Annotated in this window: 14 protein-coding genes and 1 tRNA gene; 5 read left to right on the top strand and 10 right to left on the bottom strand. The window is 35.8% G+C overall.

The annotated features are described in order from the left end of the window. Nucleotides 1-10 precede the first annotated feature (10 nt). Together EV197_RS04905 and EV197_RS04900 are read right to left on the bottom strand one after the other, a co-directional pair. Nucleotides 11-3,736, bottom strand: a complete 3,726-nt coding sequence (locus EV197_RS04905; RefSeq protein ID WP_130285611.1) for an efflux RND transporter permease subunit — start codon at nt 3,734-3,736, stop codon at nt 11-13. Between the two features lie 78 nt (nt 3,737-3,814). Further along, nucleotides 3,815-4,240 carry an HYC_CC_PP family protein gene (locus EV197_RS04900; protein ID WP_130285610.1) on the bottom strand — a complete coding sequence of 142 codons (426 nt, stop codon included), beginning with the start codon at nt 4,238-4,240 and terminating at the stop codon, nt 3,815-3,817. 143 nt (nt 4,241-4,383) lie between these two features. Here EV197_RS04900 and EV197_RS04895 point away from each other — a divergent pair, with 143 nt between their 5' ends. After that, nucleotides 4,384-4,839: a GAF domain-containing protein gene (locus EV197_RS04895; RefSeq protein ID WP_130285609.1), complete on the top strand. Its 456-nt coding sequence runs from the start codon at nt 4,384-4,386 to the stop codon at nt 4,837-4,839. A 42-nt stretch (nt 4,840-4,881) separates the two neighbouring features. Beyond that, entirely contained in the window at nt 4,882-5,904 is a 1,023-nt protein-coding gene (galE, locus tag EV197_RS04890; protein ID WP_130285608.1) for a UDP-glucose 4-epimerase GalE, read from the top strand. A 69-nt stretch (nt 5,905-5,973) separates the two neighbouring features. On the opposite strand, the gene EV197_RS04885 is transcribed toward galE, so the two are convergent. The 7 genes from EV197_RS04885 to EV197_RS04855 form a co-directional block, all read right to left on the bottom strand. Further along, a complete protein-coding gene (locus EV197_RS04885; protein ID WP_130285607.1) occupies nt 5,974-8,088 on the bottom strand; it encodes a peptidylprolyl isomerase in 2,115 nt (704 codons plus the stop codon). Between the two features lie 220 nt (nt 8,089-8,308). After that, entirely contained in the window at nt 8,309-9,598 is a 1,290-nt protein-coding gene (locus EV197_RS04880; RefSeq protein WP_130285606.1) for a hemolysin family protein, read from the bottom strand. Next, complete coding sequence (locus tag EV197_RS04875) at nt 9,598-9,795, bottom strand: hypothetical protein (RefSeq protein WP_130285605.1); 198 nt, start codon at nt 9,793-9,795, stop codon at nt 9,598-9,600. The genes EV197_RS04880 and EV197_RS04875 overlap by 1 nt, the downstream gene beginning before the upstream one ends. A gap of 40 nt (nt 9,796-9,835) precedes the next feature. Further along, a complete protein-coding gene (lptC, locus tag EV197_RS04870) occupies nt 9,836-10,393 on the bottom strand; it encodes an LPS export ABC transporter periplasmic protein LptC (RefSeq protein WP_130285604.1) in 558 nt (185 codons plus the stop codon). A 2-nt stretch (nt 10,394-10,395) separates the two neighbouring features. Then, nucleotides 10,396-11,766: a tetratricopeptide repeat protein gene (locus EV197_RS04865; RefSeq protein WP_130285603.1), complete on the bottom strand. Its 1,371-nt coding sequence runs from the start codon at nt 11,764-11,766 to the stop codon at nt 10,396-10,398. A gap of 17 nt (nt 11,767-11,783) precedes the next feature. Continuing rightward, complete coding sequence (bamG, locus tag EV197_RS04860; protein ID WP_130285602.1) at nt 11,784-13,034, bottom strand: BamG family beta-barrel-assembly machinery protein; 1,251 nt, start codon at nt 13,032-13,034, stop codon at nt 11,784-11,786. Then, nucleotides 13,031-13,765, bottom strand: coding sequence for a type III pantothenate kinase (locus EV197_RS04855; protein ID WP_130285601.1), 735 nt, complete (start codon nt 13,763-13,765; stop codon nt 13,031-13,033). Before EV197_RS04855 ends, bamG begins: the two co-directional genes overlap by 4 nt. 115 nt (nt 13,766-13,880) lie before the next feature. Here EV197_RS04855 and EV197_RS04850 point away from each other — a divergent pair. From EV197_RS04850 to EV197_RS04845, 3 genes are all read left to right on the top strand, one after another. Further along, nucleotides 13,881-13,953, top strand: a tRNA-Phe gene (locus tag EV197_RS04850). A 50-nt stretch (nt 13,954-14,003) separates the two neighbouring features. Beyond that, complete coding sequence (locus tag EV197_RS17290) at nt 14,004-14,156, top strand: GIY-YIG nuclease family protein (protein WP_423190646.1); 153 nt, start codon at nt 14,004-14,006, stop codon at nt 14,154-14,156. 33 nt (nt 14,157-14,189) lie between these two features. Further along, nucleotides 14,190-15,041, top strand: a complete 852-nt coding sequence (locus EV197_RS04845) for a phosphatase PAP2 family protein (protein WP_130285600.1) — start codon at nt 14,190-14,192, stop codon at nt 15,039-15,041. Here the strand turns inward: EV197_RS04845 and glpK are convergent. Further along, entirely contained in the window at nt 15,038-18,220 is a 3,183-nt protein-coding gene (gene glpK / locus EV197_RS04840; RefSeq protein WP_130285599.1) for a glycerol kinase GlpK, read from the bottom strand. The genes EV197_RS04845 and glpK overlap by 4 nt on opposite strands. Nucleotides 18,221-18,296: the final 76 nt, after the last annotated feature.

The following is an 18,296-nucleotide window of genomic DNA, read 5'->3' as shown; positions in this document are numbered from 1 at the left end:
ACGTAAGTTATCAATTCTCAGTATTTCTTTTTAGTTGCCATTCTGCCTTGTAGGAGTATAATACAGGAACTACAAATAAGGTAATTAAAGCCACCATCATTCCGCCAAATGCAGGTATCGCCATAGGAATCATAATATCACTTCCTCTACCTGTACTTGTTAAGATCGGTAATAGCGCCAGTATCGTCGTTGCTGTGGTCATCAAACAAGGCCTTATCCGCATATTACCTGCCTCAATTACGGCATCAACGATTTGCTTTTTAGAATCTGGTTTGTTTCGTTCAAATGTTTGTGTTAGGTATGTTGCCATAACCACACCATCATCTGTGGCAATACCAAATAACGCTATAAAACCTACCCATACCGCAACACTTAAATTTATCGTTTTGATGTTAAAGAGCGTTCGCAGGTTTTCTCCAAACAATGAAATATTTAAAAACCAATCCTGCCCATATAACCAAATCATCAGAAAACCTCCAGCAAATGCAACGGCTATACCACTAAATACCATTAATGAGGTGGCCACTGACCTAAACTGAAAATATAAAATAATAAATATGATTAGCAAAGCAAGAGGTACGACTAAAGACAATGTTTTCTCAGCTCGTATCTGATTTTCGTAAGTACCCGTAAACTGATAACTAATTCCCTTTGGGACAACAAGCTCTTTACGTTGAATTTTTTCGGTTAAAAATTCTTGTGCATTTTCAACTACATCAACTTCCGCAAATCCATCCATTTTATCAAAAAGTACATAACCCACGAGAAATGTATTTTCGCTTTTAATAGATTGTGGTCCTTGCTCATAAGTAATGGTGACTAACTCACTTAAAGGAACAGGATTACCCTTTGCTACTGGCACATATATGTTTCGTAAATCCTCTGGTGTCTCTCTAAGTTCTCTCGGATAGCGAATCCGTATTCCATAACGCTCTCTGCCCTCTACAGTCTCCGCTAACTTCATTCCACCAATTGCTATTTCAATAACACGCTGAACATCTTCAACGGAAGCTCCATACCTTACCAGACGCTCTCTGTTAATCACTAATATTAAGTAAGGTTTACCGACAATTCTATCCGCAAAAACAGCTTCCGTTTTTACCCCTTCAACCTGCTTTAAATAATTTTCTAATTTCAAGCCAAATTGTTCAATAGTTTTCAGGTCTTGACCTTTAACTTTAATTCCCATAGGAGCACGCATTCCTGTTTGAAGCATAACCAATCTGGTTTCTATAGGTTGTAATTTAGGGGCTGATGTGATTCCTGGCAATTTGGTTACTTTGCTGATCTCATTCCAAATATCGTCTGTGGTCTTAATTTCTGGTCTCCAGTTTCGATAATATTCTCCATCCTCATCCACGATCAGATCTTGGTGTGTGATGTCAAATCTAATTTTATCTTGATCTGCAGTATCGTAATTATTATTTGGGTTTACAACTACCCCTCCTTCTTTTAAAACAAAATATTCTTTATCATTGACTTTATATTTTTGTTTAGCACCTTCTTCGTTGGTTAAGTATTCTGATTTATATTGTATAATGTTTTCATACATCGATAATGGGGCTGGATCTAGTGCAGATTCTGTTCTACCCGATTTGCCTACCACCGTTTTTACTTCTGGTATCGTTGCTACGCCCATATCCAGTAATTGCAAAATCCTTTTATTTTCCTCTACCCCCGCGTGAGGCATCGAAGTTGGCATGAGCAAAAACGAACCTTCATTTAACGAAGGCATAAACTCCTCTCCCGTTTGTCTCATGATATAATATCCTAAAACAATAAGCAATGCAGGTATGCTTAAGAATACTAATCGATGATGTAATGCCCAGGTTAATAAACGGGTGTAATACATTCTAAACACATAAAAAACCCCCAAAATCAATCCACAGATTAAAGCAACAAAAAATACATTGAGCACTAGAGTATTCTGAAAACCAAGTGGACGCCAATAATAAGCGAGTAGGAAAACAATAAAGACTACAGTAACAATCACGTTGGCCATCGTATAGCGTTGCTGACCAAAGATTTGCCTTATTTTTAAAACCCTTACGATACCAAAAGCTACAAGTACAAGACCTACCCAATAACCAAAAACTAATAAGGTAACCCCGGTAAGTATCAACAATACAGCTCCAACATATTTCCACTTGTTGTTGTACTTATTTCTTTTAAATATCATCGCGGCAAAAGGCGGAATAATAAACAAGGCAATAAAAATAGAAGCGATCAGGGCCATCGTTTTAGTAAAAGCTAAGGGTCTAAATAACTTACCTTCGGCGCCTATCATAGTAAAGACAGGAAGAAAGCTAATGATTGTAGTCATTACGGCCGTGAGAATCGCACCCGATACTTCTGCCGTAGCGTTATATACTAAGGTATTCGTTGATAAACCTTTCTCGTCTTCTTCGATATGTCGTATGATATTTTCTGTAAGAATTACCCCTACATCGACCATAGTACCTATTGCGATGGCTATACCTGAAAGTGCTACAATATTCGCATCTACCTCAAATAACTTCATAAAAATGAAAACCATCAATACCGCTACAGGCAAAAGACCTGATATCAAAACGGAAGCTCTTAAATTAAATACCATTAAAACAATTACAAGTACCGTTATTATGATTTCTAAGGTTAAGGCTTCATTTAGTGTGCCCAGTGTTTCTTGAATTAATTCCGTTCTATCATAAAATGGCACTATGGTTAGCTTAGACGTCCTACCATCCTTTAATTCCTTAACAGGCAAACCAGCACTGATTTCAGTAATCTGTTTTTTGACGTTATTGATAACTTCTAATGGATTTGCTCCATATCTGGCTACTACCACACCACCGACAACCTCTGCTCCTTCTTTATCCAAAATACCTCTTCGGTTTGCTGGCCCTAGATGTACGGTAGCAATATCCTGTATCCGGATAGCCGTATAGGCCTCAGAAGCCACTACTGCCTGGCGTAACTCTTCAATATTTTGGATATACCCTAGCCCACGTACTACATATTCCACTTTATTTACTTCCAAAGTCTGAGCACCCGTATCGCGATTATTGTTTTTAACAGCTTGTACCACTGCATCTAAACTAACACCATATTGACGCATAAGCTCAGGGTCAATATCGATCTGATATTCTTGTACATATCCACCAATAGAAGCTACTTCAGAAACACCGGAAGCAGAAGATAATCCATATTTAACATAATAATCTTGGATGCTACGCAGCTCTTGTAGGTCCCACCCTCCGGTAACCTTCCCATTTTCATCACGTCCTTCGAGCGTATACCAAAATATCTGACCAAGAGCAGTGGCGTCAGGACCTAAAGTTGGATTGACCCCTTTCGGCAGCAATCCTGATGGAAGTGAATTTAATTTTTCGAGTATCCTACTTCTACTCCAATAAAATTCAATATCCTCTTCAAAAATGATATAAATGCTAGAAAACCCAAACATCGAATTGCTTCGAATAGTTTTTACCCCCGGTATCCCGAGTAATGCAGTGGTAAGAGGATACGTAATTTGGTCTTCAATATCCTGTGGTGAGTTTCCTTCCCATTTGGTAAAAACAATTTGCTGATTTTCACCAATATCAGGTATGGCATCCACTGCAACCGGATAATTTGGCAATATTTTGAGGTCCCAATTAAAAGGGGCATTAATTAAACCCCATCCTATTAATAATAGTAATAGCAGGGTTGCAACTAATTTATTTTCTATTAGAAATTTTATGCTTTTATTGAGCATAACCATTATTTTTAATTAAACATACATCATAGCACTGGTTGTAAATGGAATATAACCCATCTCAACACTGTAGTTTAATCAAATCAAATATGTTTCGTAAAGCTTATGGAGCTTATTACTCGGTGGAGGAGGTATAGGATTATTAATAAAAAGCACCCTTTGCGTTTCGGTGTTAGGAATAAACTCAAAAGTTAAAAAAATAGGAGCAACGTATGCTGAGGTCTGGTTGACCTTATAGACGTGTAGATTATTTTTTAACTCATTTTGACCTTGAATAATGATCAATTCATCCTTGCAACAGCTTTTTCTTTTTACATTATCGTTGCTTGACATCATGGACAAGGAATCCATGCCTTTCATTCCGCAGTCCTCAGCCTTTACGAACCAGGCAGTATCCACAAGCGTGGCTCCACAATAATGCTTTTGAATAGTAAATGAAAACGTAGATAACAGCAGTACTACTGTCATAAAAATGGAGATACTATTTTTAATAATTGTTTTCATTTGTAATACAAAAGTAAAGAAAACTTCCTAATTAGATAACTATTAATGAATTCAACCCTTCTTTTTAACAAAACTATAAATGAAATTTGATTCTACATTTGTAATTATTTTAAATACTTTTGCGATTAAAATTGAGAAATACTATGGAATTGGAAAGTCTTAAACCCAAAGTAAGTGGGCTTCTTGCTGATACTAATAGAGAGGTAACAGATCGACTAAACGATGTTTGCAAATTATTACAGGAATCCGTGGAATATTATGACTGGGTGGGGTTTTATTTTAAAAATGGTGATAAAGAAGAACTCAAGCTAAGAACATATGTCGGCGCACCCACTGACCATGAAATCATTCCATTTGGTAAAGGAATTTGTGGACAGGTAGCGGTATCCAATGAAAATTTTGTAGTTCCGGACGTACAAGCACAAGATAATTATATCGCTTGTAGTATAAATGTAAAGTCAGAAATTGTGATTCCTCTTTTTAAAAATGGAGAGAATATAGGTCAAATTGATATTGATTCTGATACTCCAGATCCATTTACTGAAAAAGATGAACGGTTCTTAGAATTTGTGAATCAAGAAGTTGCAAAAATTCTATAATTGTTGTTCTTTGTATAGTACAACAAACCTATTCTTATATATATGAAAATTTTGGTTACCGGTGGTCTTGGTTACATTGGTTCACATACCGTTGTAGAACTTCAAAATGAAGGATACGAGGTAGTTATAATCGACAACTGCTCTAATTCTTCTACAGGTGTTCTTAACGGCATAGCAGCCATCACTGGTCAAATGCCTATATTTGAAAATTTTGATTTGCGTGATAAAGCTGATGTGATTGATTTCTTTAAACGGCATCAAGATATCATCGGAGTGATTCATTTTGCTGCTTCAAAAGCAGTTGGAGAAAGTGTAGCAGACCCATTACTTTATTATGAAAATAATATTGCTACCTTGGTCTATTTACTACAAGAATTAGTAAAACTTAAAACAGCTAATTTCATCTTTAGCTCCTCTTGTACCGTTTATGGTCAAGCTGATGAATTACCGATTACAGAAAATGCACCTGTAAAACCCGCTGAGTCGCCTTATGGAAATACCAAACAAATTGGAGAAGAGATTATACAGGATACCTGTAGGGTTAATGCACAGCTCAATGCAATATCGCTCCGCTATTTTAATCCAATAGGTGCACATCCAAGTGCTGCTATTGGCGAACTGCCTTTAGGAGTACCTCAAAACCTTGTCCCCTTTATTACACAAACAGCAGCGGGCTTACGAGATCAATTATCTGTTTTTGGAGGAGATTATCCTACTAAAGATGGCACTGCCATCAGAGATTATATACATGTCGTAGATTTAGCCAAAGCACACGTTGTAGCACTGAAACGTTTATTAGCGCATAGTAATAAAACAAACTATGAGTTTTTTAATGTAGGTACTGGCACAGGAAGTTCCGTTTTGGAAGCTATAAAAGCTTTTGAAGCCGTTTCAGGTAAATCATTACCTTATAAAATTGTAGAACGTAGAGAGGGCGATGTAACTGCAGCTTTTGCTGATACCACAAAAGCAAATAAAGAATTGGGTTGGCAATCGAAGAGCACTTTGAAAGATGCCTTAGCTTCTGCCTGGAAATGGGAACAAAAACTGCGTAGTAAAACATAAACCACATCATTAATATAAAAAAAACCGAACAGTTACTGTTCGGTTTTTTTTATATCGGTTGCTTAGATTCTAGTAGAATCTTGCTCTATTATCTTCAATTTCTGCAGCTTCTTTCAACGCGTTAAATACTCTTGAATTTGCTGAATTTGCTTGTTCCATAGAAGTTTGGGTTGCAAAGCTCAAATAACTTTCTAGCTCTGGTGCGTCTGTCTTTTTCAATACCTTAATAAGATATACTCCATTTTTGCCTACAATTGGCTGAGATAATTTACCCACCTCTAGCGCAAAAGCTGTACCCACTACTTTGGGCTCTGTACCTGCTCCTGATATGGTTGGTGTTTTCATATTTAAAGCCGATGCCGTTTTAACCGTTTGTCCTTGACTTTTAGCAACGTCTTCTAAGGATGAACCAGACAGTTTGCCTTTTAGGATTTCAGCTTTTTTCTCTCTTATTAAAATAGGTCTAACTGTGGCAGCGGCATCTTCTACTTTCATAAGACCTTCAGATGCTTTACTGGTTAACTGCACTACTGCATAACCTCCTTTTACCTCAAAACGCTTAATATCGCCTACTGCTGTTTCTTCGTTAAAAGACCACTGTACGATAGAACGTTGACTACCTACTCCTGGTATATTTTCGTCCATGCTCTTCATATTATTCACCGGGCGCACTTGTAAATCTTTTTCTTTTGCTATCTCGGCAAAATCTCCTTCTGATGCTGCTATTTGAAATTTGGTGGTCTCTGTAAACGTTTCATTTAGTGTTTTTTCACTTGGTTCTACCTTAACCGCCACTGTAGCAACTTTAATTGCTTTTTGTTCATTCTTTTGTTCTTCAATCCGAACTACGTGATACCCGAATGAGGTCTCTACCACATCAATATCACCTGTTTGATTTTGAAAAATAAAATCATTAAACGGAGGTACCATCATACCTGGTATTGCAAAACCAAGATCTCCAGCCTTATCTTTGTTAGAGGTATCCGCTGAATATTCAGCAGCAAGCTCATCAAATTTATCCCCGTTAGTTTTAACCACAGTAAGAATACTATCAGCTAACTTCTTGGCTTCTTCTTTAGTTCTTTGGGTATCACCAGCAGTACTTAATCCTTGCCAAGACACTAAAATATGACTAGTCTTAACCGAATCTGGCATCTGCTCTTGTGCAATTACCTTTGAAATCTTGATATAATCAGCATCCTTATAGGGGCCATAAACATTACCCACTTCAAGATTATAAATTGTATCAGCTACTGCTGCAGGTAAATCCTTTTTAAATATAAATCGATCCTGAAATGGTAACGCTGAATACTGCGCTACAAATTCTTTAGCGTCAGAAGTGTTTTTTAATCCTCTAACCGTATCAACGACATTATTTCTAAATTCAGCTTTATCTTCTAACAATGCTGCTACCTGTTTCATGGTTTCCTCTTCATCTACAGCACTAGGCTTCTCTTCGAAAAATACGTATCTAATATCTCTAGAAGCTTCTGCTTTATACTGCTCAGGATGTTTCTTAATATATGCCTCAACTTCAGAATCAGTAACCGTAACTTCATCTGCAGTAACCAAAGCATATGGCAACTGGACATACTGTATATCTACATTGTCATTTTCCATCTTGTAGGCAATTTGACCTTCTTTTAAAGTTGCTCCTACAGCCGCCTTAACCAAGGTAAGATAGGTCTGCTCTTTGGCACTCTTAGCGATCGATTGCTCATAGTCTACCCATTGCTTGTAACCTTGCGGAGAAGTCTCCTTAACATTAGCTACATACTCACTCATCTTCGCTTTATCGAAATTACCTGCCTCATTTTGAAAAGTAGGATTACTAGCTAAAGCTTCTGCTAATAAATCATTAACCTGATCTTTCCCTGCAATAATACCTAGTTCTTCAAACTGCTCCTCATACACTGTAGAGCGAATCTCTTGATTCCACACGTAATTTACAGCCTGAAGGCTTGAAGCATTAGGACCGAAATTACGGTTTGCTGCTTCTACTTTTTCAGCAAATTGGGTTCTATCGATATCTTTACCATTTATGGTTGCAATCGTGTTTTGCGATTTTTGAGAAATAGCTCCACCATTTCTAATTAAATCTGCTAAAACAAAAGAAAACAACGCTAATGCGATAATAACAATAAGAAATACCGAGCGTTGTCTGATTTTATTTAAAACTGCCATTGTTTTGTATTATTTATTCAAATATAGTGGGCGAAAATACCATTTTATTGCAATAATACCAATTTAAAAATGAAAAGTATTTACACTTTTTTTGATTTAAAAAAGTGGATCTAAAAGCCATTAGTTAATAAGTTATAGGCTTAAGTTTTTTCTAGGATGAAGTTCCTTAAAGCAGGTAGTAATTTTTTATAAAAATGAAACTACAAAACTATTACTATTATCAATCTTGTGGTACTACTTCGACTTCAACTATTTCGATTTTAGTGTTAGAAGTTTCAAGAATGGTAATTTTAAAAGATTCGATCTGTATGATATCTCCTTGCTGTGGAATTTCTTCTGTATGGTTTACAATGAATCCACCAAGAGTTTCATAATACTCACTCTCCGGGATATCTATCTTATATACTTCATTGATATAATCCACCTCTAGCCTGGCGGAAAATTTATATTTGTTCTCGGCTAAAGTTAGTTCAATAAGCTCAGCAGTATCGTGTTCATCTTCAATTTCACCAAATAATTCTTCTACAATATCCTCTACAGTAATTATACCACTTGTACCTCCATATTCATCAATTACTACAGCCATACTCTTATGTTTTTTAGTCAAAAGGTTCAACAAATCCTTTATAAACATAGTTTCCGGCACAAAAACGACGGGTAACAGTATACTTTTTAACGATTTAGGCTTCTTAAATAATTCAAACGAATGTACATATCCAATAATATCATCTATGGAATCATTATAGACCAAAATTTTTGACAAGCCCGTATCTGTAAAAAGGCTACTTACTTCATCTACCGCTTGTGATTGTTCTACAGCAATGATTTCTGTACGTGGAATCATTACCTCTCTACATTTTACATCTGAAAATTCTAAAGCGTTTTGAAAAATCTGAATTTCACTATCAATCTCATCATGGGCTTCAACGGTTTCCATTTGCTCCGTGATATAATCTCCGAGTTCAGTTTTGGTAAACGCCAACTGTACTTGATCACCATCCGTTTTAAAAAATTTCTTTAGTACATAATCCGACACCCAAATAACAAATGAAGATATTGGAGCAAACAACACGTAAAAAACATACGCGGGAAACGAAAAAATCTTAAGTAACACGTTTGCGTATATCTGAAAAAATACTTTTGGTAAAAACTCTGCAGTAAGTAGTATGATTAAGGTAGAAATAAAAGTTTGACTCAGCAACCTTAGATCAGAAAAAATATAGTGTACAACTGAATAAGATGACGGTAGTAAAGATTCGAAAACAGTAATCAATAGCTCACCCATATAAAACCCATAAACAACAAGAGCTATATTATTACCCACCAGCATCGCGGCAATGAATTTTGATGGTTTTTTCGTTAATCTTCTTAAAATATTAGCTAGAAAACCTGCTTGTTTTTTTTCTATTTCAATGTGAATTTTGTTGGAAGAAACAAAAGCAATTTCCATTCCTGAGAAGAAAGCTGAGAGAATAAGAGAACAAACAATAACCAGAATCTGAATTTCCATTAATTGTTTTTATTGTTAGCTTCGTAGCGTTTTCTAAAATTTCTTTTGAAGAAAAACATAAGCACTGCTAAGATAGCAAAGAATATATAAATATAACTGCGTCCACCTTCTTGACCCCATTCAATAAACGCCTGATAAGAAAAGAAAACTGCGATAAATAGATATGCTATTTCGAAGAAACGAAAAATCTTGTTCATTTATAACGCTATTAGAATTGGAATTTCATTATTCATTATTTTAATCTTTGATAAATAAAACGCCTTCATTTATCCTAGAATTTAATATAGTAAAATCTTGATTAGCATCAAAACCATCACCTTCATTGATCGTTCCATCGGGCAAAATACTAGTATAAGGATAGTCCGTAAAAATCCAATTCGCTTCTTGATCCCAGTACAATTGTTGTGCCTTTAAGCGAGTACTGTCCGCGGTAAGAATATCAACATTACCTCTCATATCGATCAAATTTGTTTGCGGATAACTTATGGCAAAATCAGCTTTTATTACACTCACCTTACCTTCCTCATCTATTATATCCAGAACAACACCATCAGGAAACTCCCAATATCCAAATGACTTGTTATTAAAATTTAAGATTTTAGGTGATTTGAGCACCGCCATTAAGCGGCCAGAGTCGGTATATTTCAAATTTACATTGAAAGCTTCACCCTCGGGGGTATTTTTAAAAACCTCAGGATTAGTCGTAGTCTGTTTGTTGTCGTGACACGAAAAAAACAATGTCACAGCTAATGCTGTGACAAAGTTTATGATAATCCTGTATGGCTTTTTGTTCATTATTAAAGCTTAGGTACTTTAACCGTTTCTCCGATCCAACATCCAATCTTTACAGATTTAATTTCTGGATTGTTGAAGATATCTGTTTTAGAAGGCGCCAATGCTCTGTATCTTGCCGCAGCTTTTTGTGCGTTAGAAGATAAACCTGGATCAACCTTAGCAGCACGCTCTGCATAATTCGCAGCTAACCAATATACTGCTTGCTTGTTGAACTTATTATCACCACAACTATTAGCACTATCTCCTACCATATTTGCTATTTTAAGGTATGCAATACCCATCGATGGCTTAAAGCTAAGTGCTTTCTTGTAATAAGATCTTGCACTACCAAAACTTCCTTTTTTTCTTAGTGTTTCAGCAATCTTATAATACACTTTTGCTTTTTCACTTCCTTTAGTCTCAAGTTCAGCTGACTGATTAAAATAATCTAAAGCCGTTGACGTCTTTTTATCTTTTAGCGCTAATAATCCTAAATAATAAGCCGATTTTGCGGATGGTTCTGCCGCGTGTAGCGCTTCCACTAACTTAAAGAATAAAGGATCTTCAGTACATTCTTTAGACGACATTCTACTAGCCGCTCCTTTTAACCATTTGATATCACCTTTCTTAGCATCAAACTGACTATTGTACAAAGGAATCAAATTTTCGCAATCTGCTCTTTCTCCAAGTTTTTGATTAACCCCAGCTTTTACTTTACTGAAGTTAGATAAAATTGCAGAATACATTTTTAATCTTCTGCTATCCTTACTAGAAAGTGTTTCTCCTGCTTCTTCTTTTTCTGTATAAGCATTAATCTTTTCAGCTTTATCGTTTTCTTCTTCTTCTATCTTTTCTATTACGTCGTCATAAAGCGTAAATACATCTTGAAGATCTTTTTTACCTTCATCCTGAAGATCTACAACTATAGAGAAAAACGTATATAATTTTTTAGGATTGTCAAAATTCTTTCTATCCTCTTTCCAAGCTTTTTCAAACTCTGCTAATTGCGCTTCTTTAGTACCGATATTATTATCGTGCATTAACTGACCAATCTCTCCGTGCATGTCTGCTATCTTGGTTTTACCAGGAAAATACTGATAACGTTCTTTCCATAGTTGGATAAGGTCTTTGGCTAATGCCGTTTTTTGGGCATCAGGAGCATTTTTATATTTATGTTCTAAAAGCTTTTCTCCATATTGAAAAGTAGCTAAACTATATGTAGGACACTCTTTTCTTACTTTCCAAAGTGGCTCCTCAGCTGCATCATAATTTTTTACTTTAGCATGCTCATAGGCTATAGAAGCCGTAGTAGCACAGTCGGTAGCCTGAGCGTTCATAGTTGAAGCTCCTAATACTAATCCTGCTGCTATTGTAAATATAACTTTAGTGTTCATAGCGTATTAAATTGTAGTTAATTAAATTTTAATTGTCTAAACCATTTATCATTTAGTGATAAACTTACAGAGAAATTAAAAAAGTTTTCTCTTACTAAACCGAAATCGGTCCTTCCCCTTTGGCCATACTCAAATCCTAAGTTGGCGTTGGAGAATAAGCTTCCCACTGGCAATCCTACTCCAAAAGATATGCCAAACTCATCTATTGATTGATTATTAATGTTCAATCCTGTTTTTTCATATCGTATACCTGCTCGATAAACTACTCTATTAAAATAACTAGTTAAGGAGTTAAATTTAGGAATAAAATACCCTCCCATCTTATACGATAATGCATTTTCGTAGCTAACATTATTATCATTATTGCCAGAAATTCGATCCGAAAAATTCTCCGTATCCTGGAAATTAAATTCAGCTCCAACAAACCATTTTTTAGGCTCTCCAATACCAGTACCAATCTTAAGTTCTGCAGGCAAATCAAGATCACTGTCTGCTACAGAAATGTTTTGACTTTCAAAAACAATCTCTCTTCCAAAATTATCTACGTTTACTGTAGCTAATTCTCTAGAGTTATCCGAAGACAATTTAGAAGACGGCCTGGATACTATTGAAGCGGTTAGCTCAAGTTTTTCAGTAATTAGCGATTTATAATTTATCCCTATAGCAAAACCAACACCTGATAAGTCTGAACTGTTAATTTCTCTTGTACCACGTTCAAGATCAGGATTCCTTAAAATAGCCTTCGTTTCAATGTTTCCAAAGTTATAATTAAAATCCAAACCTACACTTAAATTCTCATTAAGATTTATTCCGGCAGATACATATACTTTATTTAAACCTCCTCTACCTGTAAATCTTCTTTCTGTTTCGCTTCCTTCTAGAGAAATTAAATCATAACCTACAGCTGTAGATGGGATAACTCCAAAACCTAAACCAAATTTACCCATCGGGATTCCTAATCCTAAATATTCGATCGTAGCATTATCCTTTGATGAGGATGCTGTTTCGTTTTCTATACTATATTTTCCATAAGTTGTACCTATTGTATAAGCTGTAAGTCTTAGATCTCCATAAGCAGCCGGATTTTGAAGATTTAAGTGTATACTATCACTTAACATGCTCAATCCACCCATAGAACGATTTTCAACCGTACCCTTAAATTTTTGTAATCCTATACCATAAAAAGAGTAGGGGGAAGTCGTACCTTCCTGAGCATAAGAATAACCGGTAATTAATACCAGTGTTACTACTAAAATCTTCTTTATCATTTACTTTTATTAATTCCTAATATGTAATTCAGTCCTTCCAATAAAAAATTAGAGGTGGCAAATATGCTATTTTTTAATCTTTTAGACAAAAAATGTGCATCCCCACCGGTTAAAATAACTGTTAAATCATCATATATGTTGCAATATTCCCGTATTATTCCATCAATTTCAGCAATAACGCCAAGAATTACTCCTGTATGAATTGCTTGTTCTGTAGATTTTCCAATAAGTGCATCCGGTTCCTTTATCGATAACAAAGGAAGCTTAGCTGTATAATGATGCAAACTTGAATAGCGCAGTGCTATACCAGGTGCAATAGCTCCTCCTAAATACTCTTCATTGCTATTTTTAAAATCATAGGTAATACAAGTACCTGCATCAATAATCAGTACATTTTTCTTTGGAAATTTACTAACAGCAGCAGCGGTGAGAGCTAATCGGTCTACACCTAAGGTTTCGGGAGTTAGGTATAAATTTTTGAAAGGCATTTTTAATCGATGAGAAAGCTCTACAAGTTCCAAATCATAATCTTTAATCAAGGATAGACTTTGTGTATCTAAATTTCCTACAGAAGAAAAAATCACGGCATCTATTGTATTATACTTCTGTATAGTTTTTTGAAAAAGCTCAAAAAACGCTGCAGCAGTTGTCCTTTTATGATCAACTAGTTTGTAGTGTTCAAAAACTCCAAGTTTTATCGCTGTATTTCCAACATCAATTACAAGATTCATAGTGCCTTATAAAAAATGCAAAAATACAAAACCATTTTTTTAAATTTTTCTTTTGCGTATTAAAAAAAGCATTCTATATTTGCACCCGCTAACGCTTTAAAAGCACAGGCAAAAAGGTGCCTTAGCTCAGTTGGTAGAGCAAAGGACTGAAAATCCTTGTGTCCCTGGTTCGATTCCTGGAGGCACCACCTTTAAAACCCGAACAACAGTTCGGGTTTTTTGTTTTTAGCTTTTATCTATGCACTATTTATACATCATTCATTCCGAGAAGGCAGATCGTTATTACATCGGAGCATCTAGTCATCCCGTGCAAAGGTTGGAGGCACCATCTTTACCCCGAAGGATCGGCACCGAACTGTTAAGTTTTTTTTGTTTTTACAAATGTCAATAAAGTTCTTACTTTTGTGCTCTTTAAGACCTCTATATGCAACCCAGAATAACTTTTCTAACTTTTCTTGTATTTTCAACTTTTATTTGTAGTAAAGTTTTCGCTCAAGAAACATTAACACAGAAGGACACCCTAACTACCTGGCAAATGATTAAGTATGATGGAGCTTCGATTTATGGAGGTGTAGTTAATGCTTATACCCAACCTGCCCGTTGGAAAGGAAAAGATTGGGCTCTTTTTGGTGGAATTGTTGCCGGAAGCGCGTTGTTATTAACGGTTGATGAACCTGCTAATGAATATTTTACCAACCAAAGTGCTGGAGTCCCTCCATTTGTCCAACAAGTTGGATTTCGATTTGGCAAACCGTTATTTAATTATGGACTTACTACCGGAATTTATACCATAGGATTATTTACGAAAAATGAAAAAATCCGAAAAACAGGAGTTTTACTAATTGCATCGGCAACCGCGGGTGGATTATTACAAACCTTTAGTAAGACATTGGTTGGAAGAGCTAGGCCAGATATGGGCGAAGGAAATCTAAGTTTTCGATTTTGGTCGCACGAAGCCGGGTATCATTCTTTCCCATCAGGACACGCTATTTTATCTTTTACCACTATGTATGCTATATCCAAACAATTTGAAAGTCCTTATATTAAAGGTGGTTTGTATGCTTTAGGCCTATTAACCCCGGTTAGCAGAATGTGGAGTGATGCTCATTGGCTAACTGATATTGTGCTGGGAGTTGCACTAAGTGTGGTTATTGTTGATGGAATTGATAATTACCTAAAGAAAAACAATAGATATACTTACGAAGAGAAAAAAACCAAAATATCCTGGGATCTCAAAATAGGAGCTGGTCAATTGGGAGTGATTGGGCGATTTTAGTCGAATTCTTTTTCATAATACGTTGTGGCGTCTTGTAGTAAGAGATCTAAATCTTCATTTTCTTTTGCTAATCGTTGTTCATCCCAACCTAAATATTTTATAAAATCATTTTGAACAATTCCTCGATATTTACGGATGGTGTGGATATTAAAATATAATCGACCTGTTCTTCTCACAAAAAAATCAGCCAGGCTATTTACCATTTCATAATTTATGGTGTACCACAACTCTGCTCTAATTAATCTTGCTTCGATATCTTCATTTAAAAAATAATTGATTTTATCTAAAATAAAGTCTGTTTGTTTACCGTAATTCGCAATGAGATATACAGCAAAATAGCTGTCTTCGACTCCAAACTTTTGAAGTCTTTCTGCTACAATTTGTGTATACCGTTTTACATCATTTTCGTCTGCCAAGGCTTGATCAGTTAATGTCAATGTCCTGGTTACTGATTTTTTAAATTTGTCCTTTCGCTTCGTATCCATAGTTTTTAACAAAGCATCAATAACACGCTGAGACATTTTCCTATAGCCTGTTAATTTACCTCCTGCAATAGAAATCAAACCACTTTTGGATTGAAAGATCTCATCTTTTCTGGACAGTTCTGAAGGGGACTTTCCCTCTTCGTGTATTAAAGGTCTTAGTCCTGCCCAATTGGATTCAATATCATGGATATCCAATTTCAAATCAGGAAACATATGATTAACAGCATTGAGTAAGTACCTTGCATCTTCCTTGGTAGCCACTACCCTATTTAAGTTACCGGAGTACTCTGTATCTGTTGTTCCTACATAAGTGGTCCGGCCCCTTGGAATTGCAAAAACCATACGCCCATCAGGCACATCAAAGTATATGGATTGTGATAAAGGAAAACGTTCTCTTGCAAACACCAGATGTACTCCTTTAGTGAGACGCAATTGCTTTTTGTTCATCGATTGATCTTTTTTTCGCAATAAATCTACCCAGGGACCTGCAGCAGAAACAAAATTTCTGGCTGTAATCAAAACTTCATCACCAGAATTATGGTCTCTACATTTAATAGCTTTAATTTTGCCCTTTGGATTGTACTCAAAAGAGGTAAACTCACAATAATTAATACAATTTGCCCCGTATTCATTGGCCTTTTTAAGTAATTCAATCGTTAATCGCGCATCATCGGTACGGTATTCAGCATAAAACCCACCACCCAGTAAATCTTTTTCCTTTAAAAGTGGTTCTTTTGCTAAAGTTTCTTCCTTAGTTAACATTTTGCGCTTATCGTCCTCATCAACATTTGCTAAAAGGTCATAAACTTTTAAGCCAAAAGACGCCATAAGTTTACCGTAATTTCCTCCTTCTACGATTGGCAACAACATTTTTTCAGGAACTACTAAATGTGGAGCTAGCTTATGTACCACTGCCCGCTCTAAACCTGTTTCCTTTACAAGACCAATTTCAAATTGTTTCAAATATCTTAATCCACCGTGTATCAATTTTGTGGACTTATTACTGGTACCCGATGCAAAATCATTTTTCTCTATAAGACATACTTTCATTCCTCTTGATGCAGCATCCAAGGCAATACCTGCCCCTGTAACTCCCCCTCCAATCACCACTAAGTCATATCGTTTCTTTTTGGCTCTTTTTAATTGTGTTTTTCTATCCAATACCGAAAAATGAATGAGATCTTCTTCTTTAATGAATAGTTTGTTAATATTTGCTGTTTTTGTCCGTTCTACAGCAAATTGCCATCCTCTATATTTTTTGAACCTAATATGCTCATTCCACTGAGGTTTAAACAATGTGTTATTATCTCTAAAAATGGATCCATCTTGCTTAGTCCACAATCCTGCTTTTATACCTGCTAATAAAGCTGCACCAAAAGCTGTAACTTCCAACATCTGTGGTCGATCTACTTCAACATTTAGTATATCTGATTGAAATTGCATTAAATACTCATTTGCACTCGCACCACCATCTACTTTTAAAACTTTCATTAACTGACCACTGTCTGCTGTCATAGCTTCGAGCACATCCCGGGTTTGATAAGCAATAGACTGCACTGTGGCTTTAATAATTTCATTTTTGCCACTATCAAGACTTAAACCATAAATAGCTCCTTTTGCCTCCATATCCCAATAGGGTGCCCCTAAGCCAGTAAATGCAGGAACCACATATAAATCTTCTGCAATCGTAGTATTAAAACAAATGGATTCAGTTTCTGACACCTCATCTATCATTTGCAGTTTGTCTCTAAGCCATTGCATAGATGCTCCTGCTACAAAAATACTTCCTTCTAAAGCATATTTAACTTTACGATCCTCAAAACTAGCACAAAGTGTTGTTACCAATCCATTTTTAGAAAAAGAGGGCTTTTTTCCTGTATTTAATAACATGAAGCATCCTGTTCCATAGGTGTTTTTAGCTACCCCTTTTTTGTCTCCGCCTTGACCAAATAGTGCTGCTTGTTGATCACCGGCTACACCATAGATCGGAATTTTATAATCCCCAACGCTAATTGTTCCAAAATCAGAAGCTGACGCTTGTACTTTGGGTAACATTTGCAAAGGAATGTCTAAAGTTTTTAACATTTTAGAGTCCCACTGTAAGTCTATAATATTATACAGTAACGTTCTGGAAGCATTCGTATGGTCGGTCAGATGATTTTTCCCATTTGTAAACTTCCAAATTAACCAAGTGTCAACTGTACCAAACAAAAAGTCGCCTTTTTCAGCTTTAGCTCTCGCACCTTCAACATGGTCTAGTATCCATTTAATCTTGGTTGCAGAAAAATAGGAGTCAATGACTAGACCTGTTGTTTTTATTACATATTCTTGTAATCCGCTTTTTTTTAGTTCATTACAAATGTCTTTTGTCCGCTTATCTAACCAATTGATTGCATTATAAATCGGTTTACCTGTTGTTTTATCCCAAACTATAGTGGTTTCGCGCTGATTAGTTATTCCTATTGCTTTTATAGTAGAGACATCAATTTGATTCTCCTTTAAAACTTTAGCAAAAACTTCTTGTTGATGTGTATAAATCTGTTCAGGGTCGTGTTCTACCCAACCGTTCTGGGGATAAATTTGATCCAACTCCTGCTGAGCCATCCCAACAATTGTTCCATTTTGGTCAAAAATAATAGCACGAGTACTTGTAGTGCCTTGATCAAAGGCTACGATGTATTTCTTATCAGGCATAAGCACTTAAAATTACCCTCTTAAAATACAATAAAATAAAATGTCCTTTATAAGCATTGGCTAGAATATTTTAACT

This window comes from Aquimarina brevivitae (genome assembly GCF_004216895.1).
Lineage (GTDB): Bacteria > Bacteroidota > Bacteroidia > Flavobacteriales > Flavobacteriaceae > Aquimarina > Aquimarina brevivitae.
The sequence above is the reverse complement of the archived record's forward strand: the minus strand, read 5'-3'. Positions and strand labels throughout refer to the sequence as shown.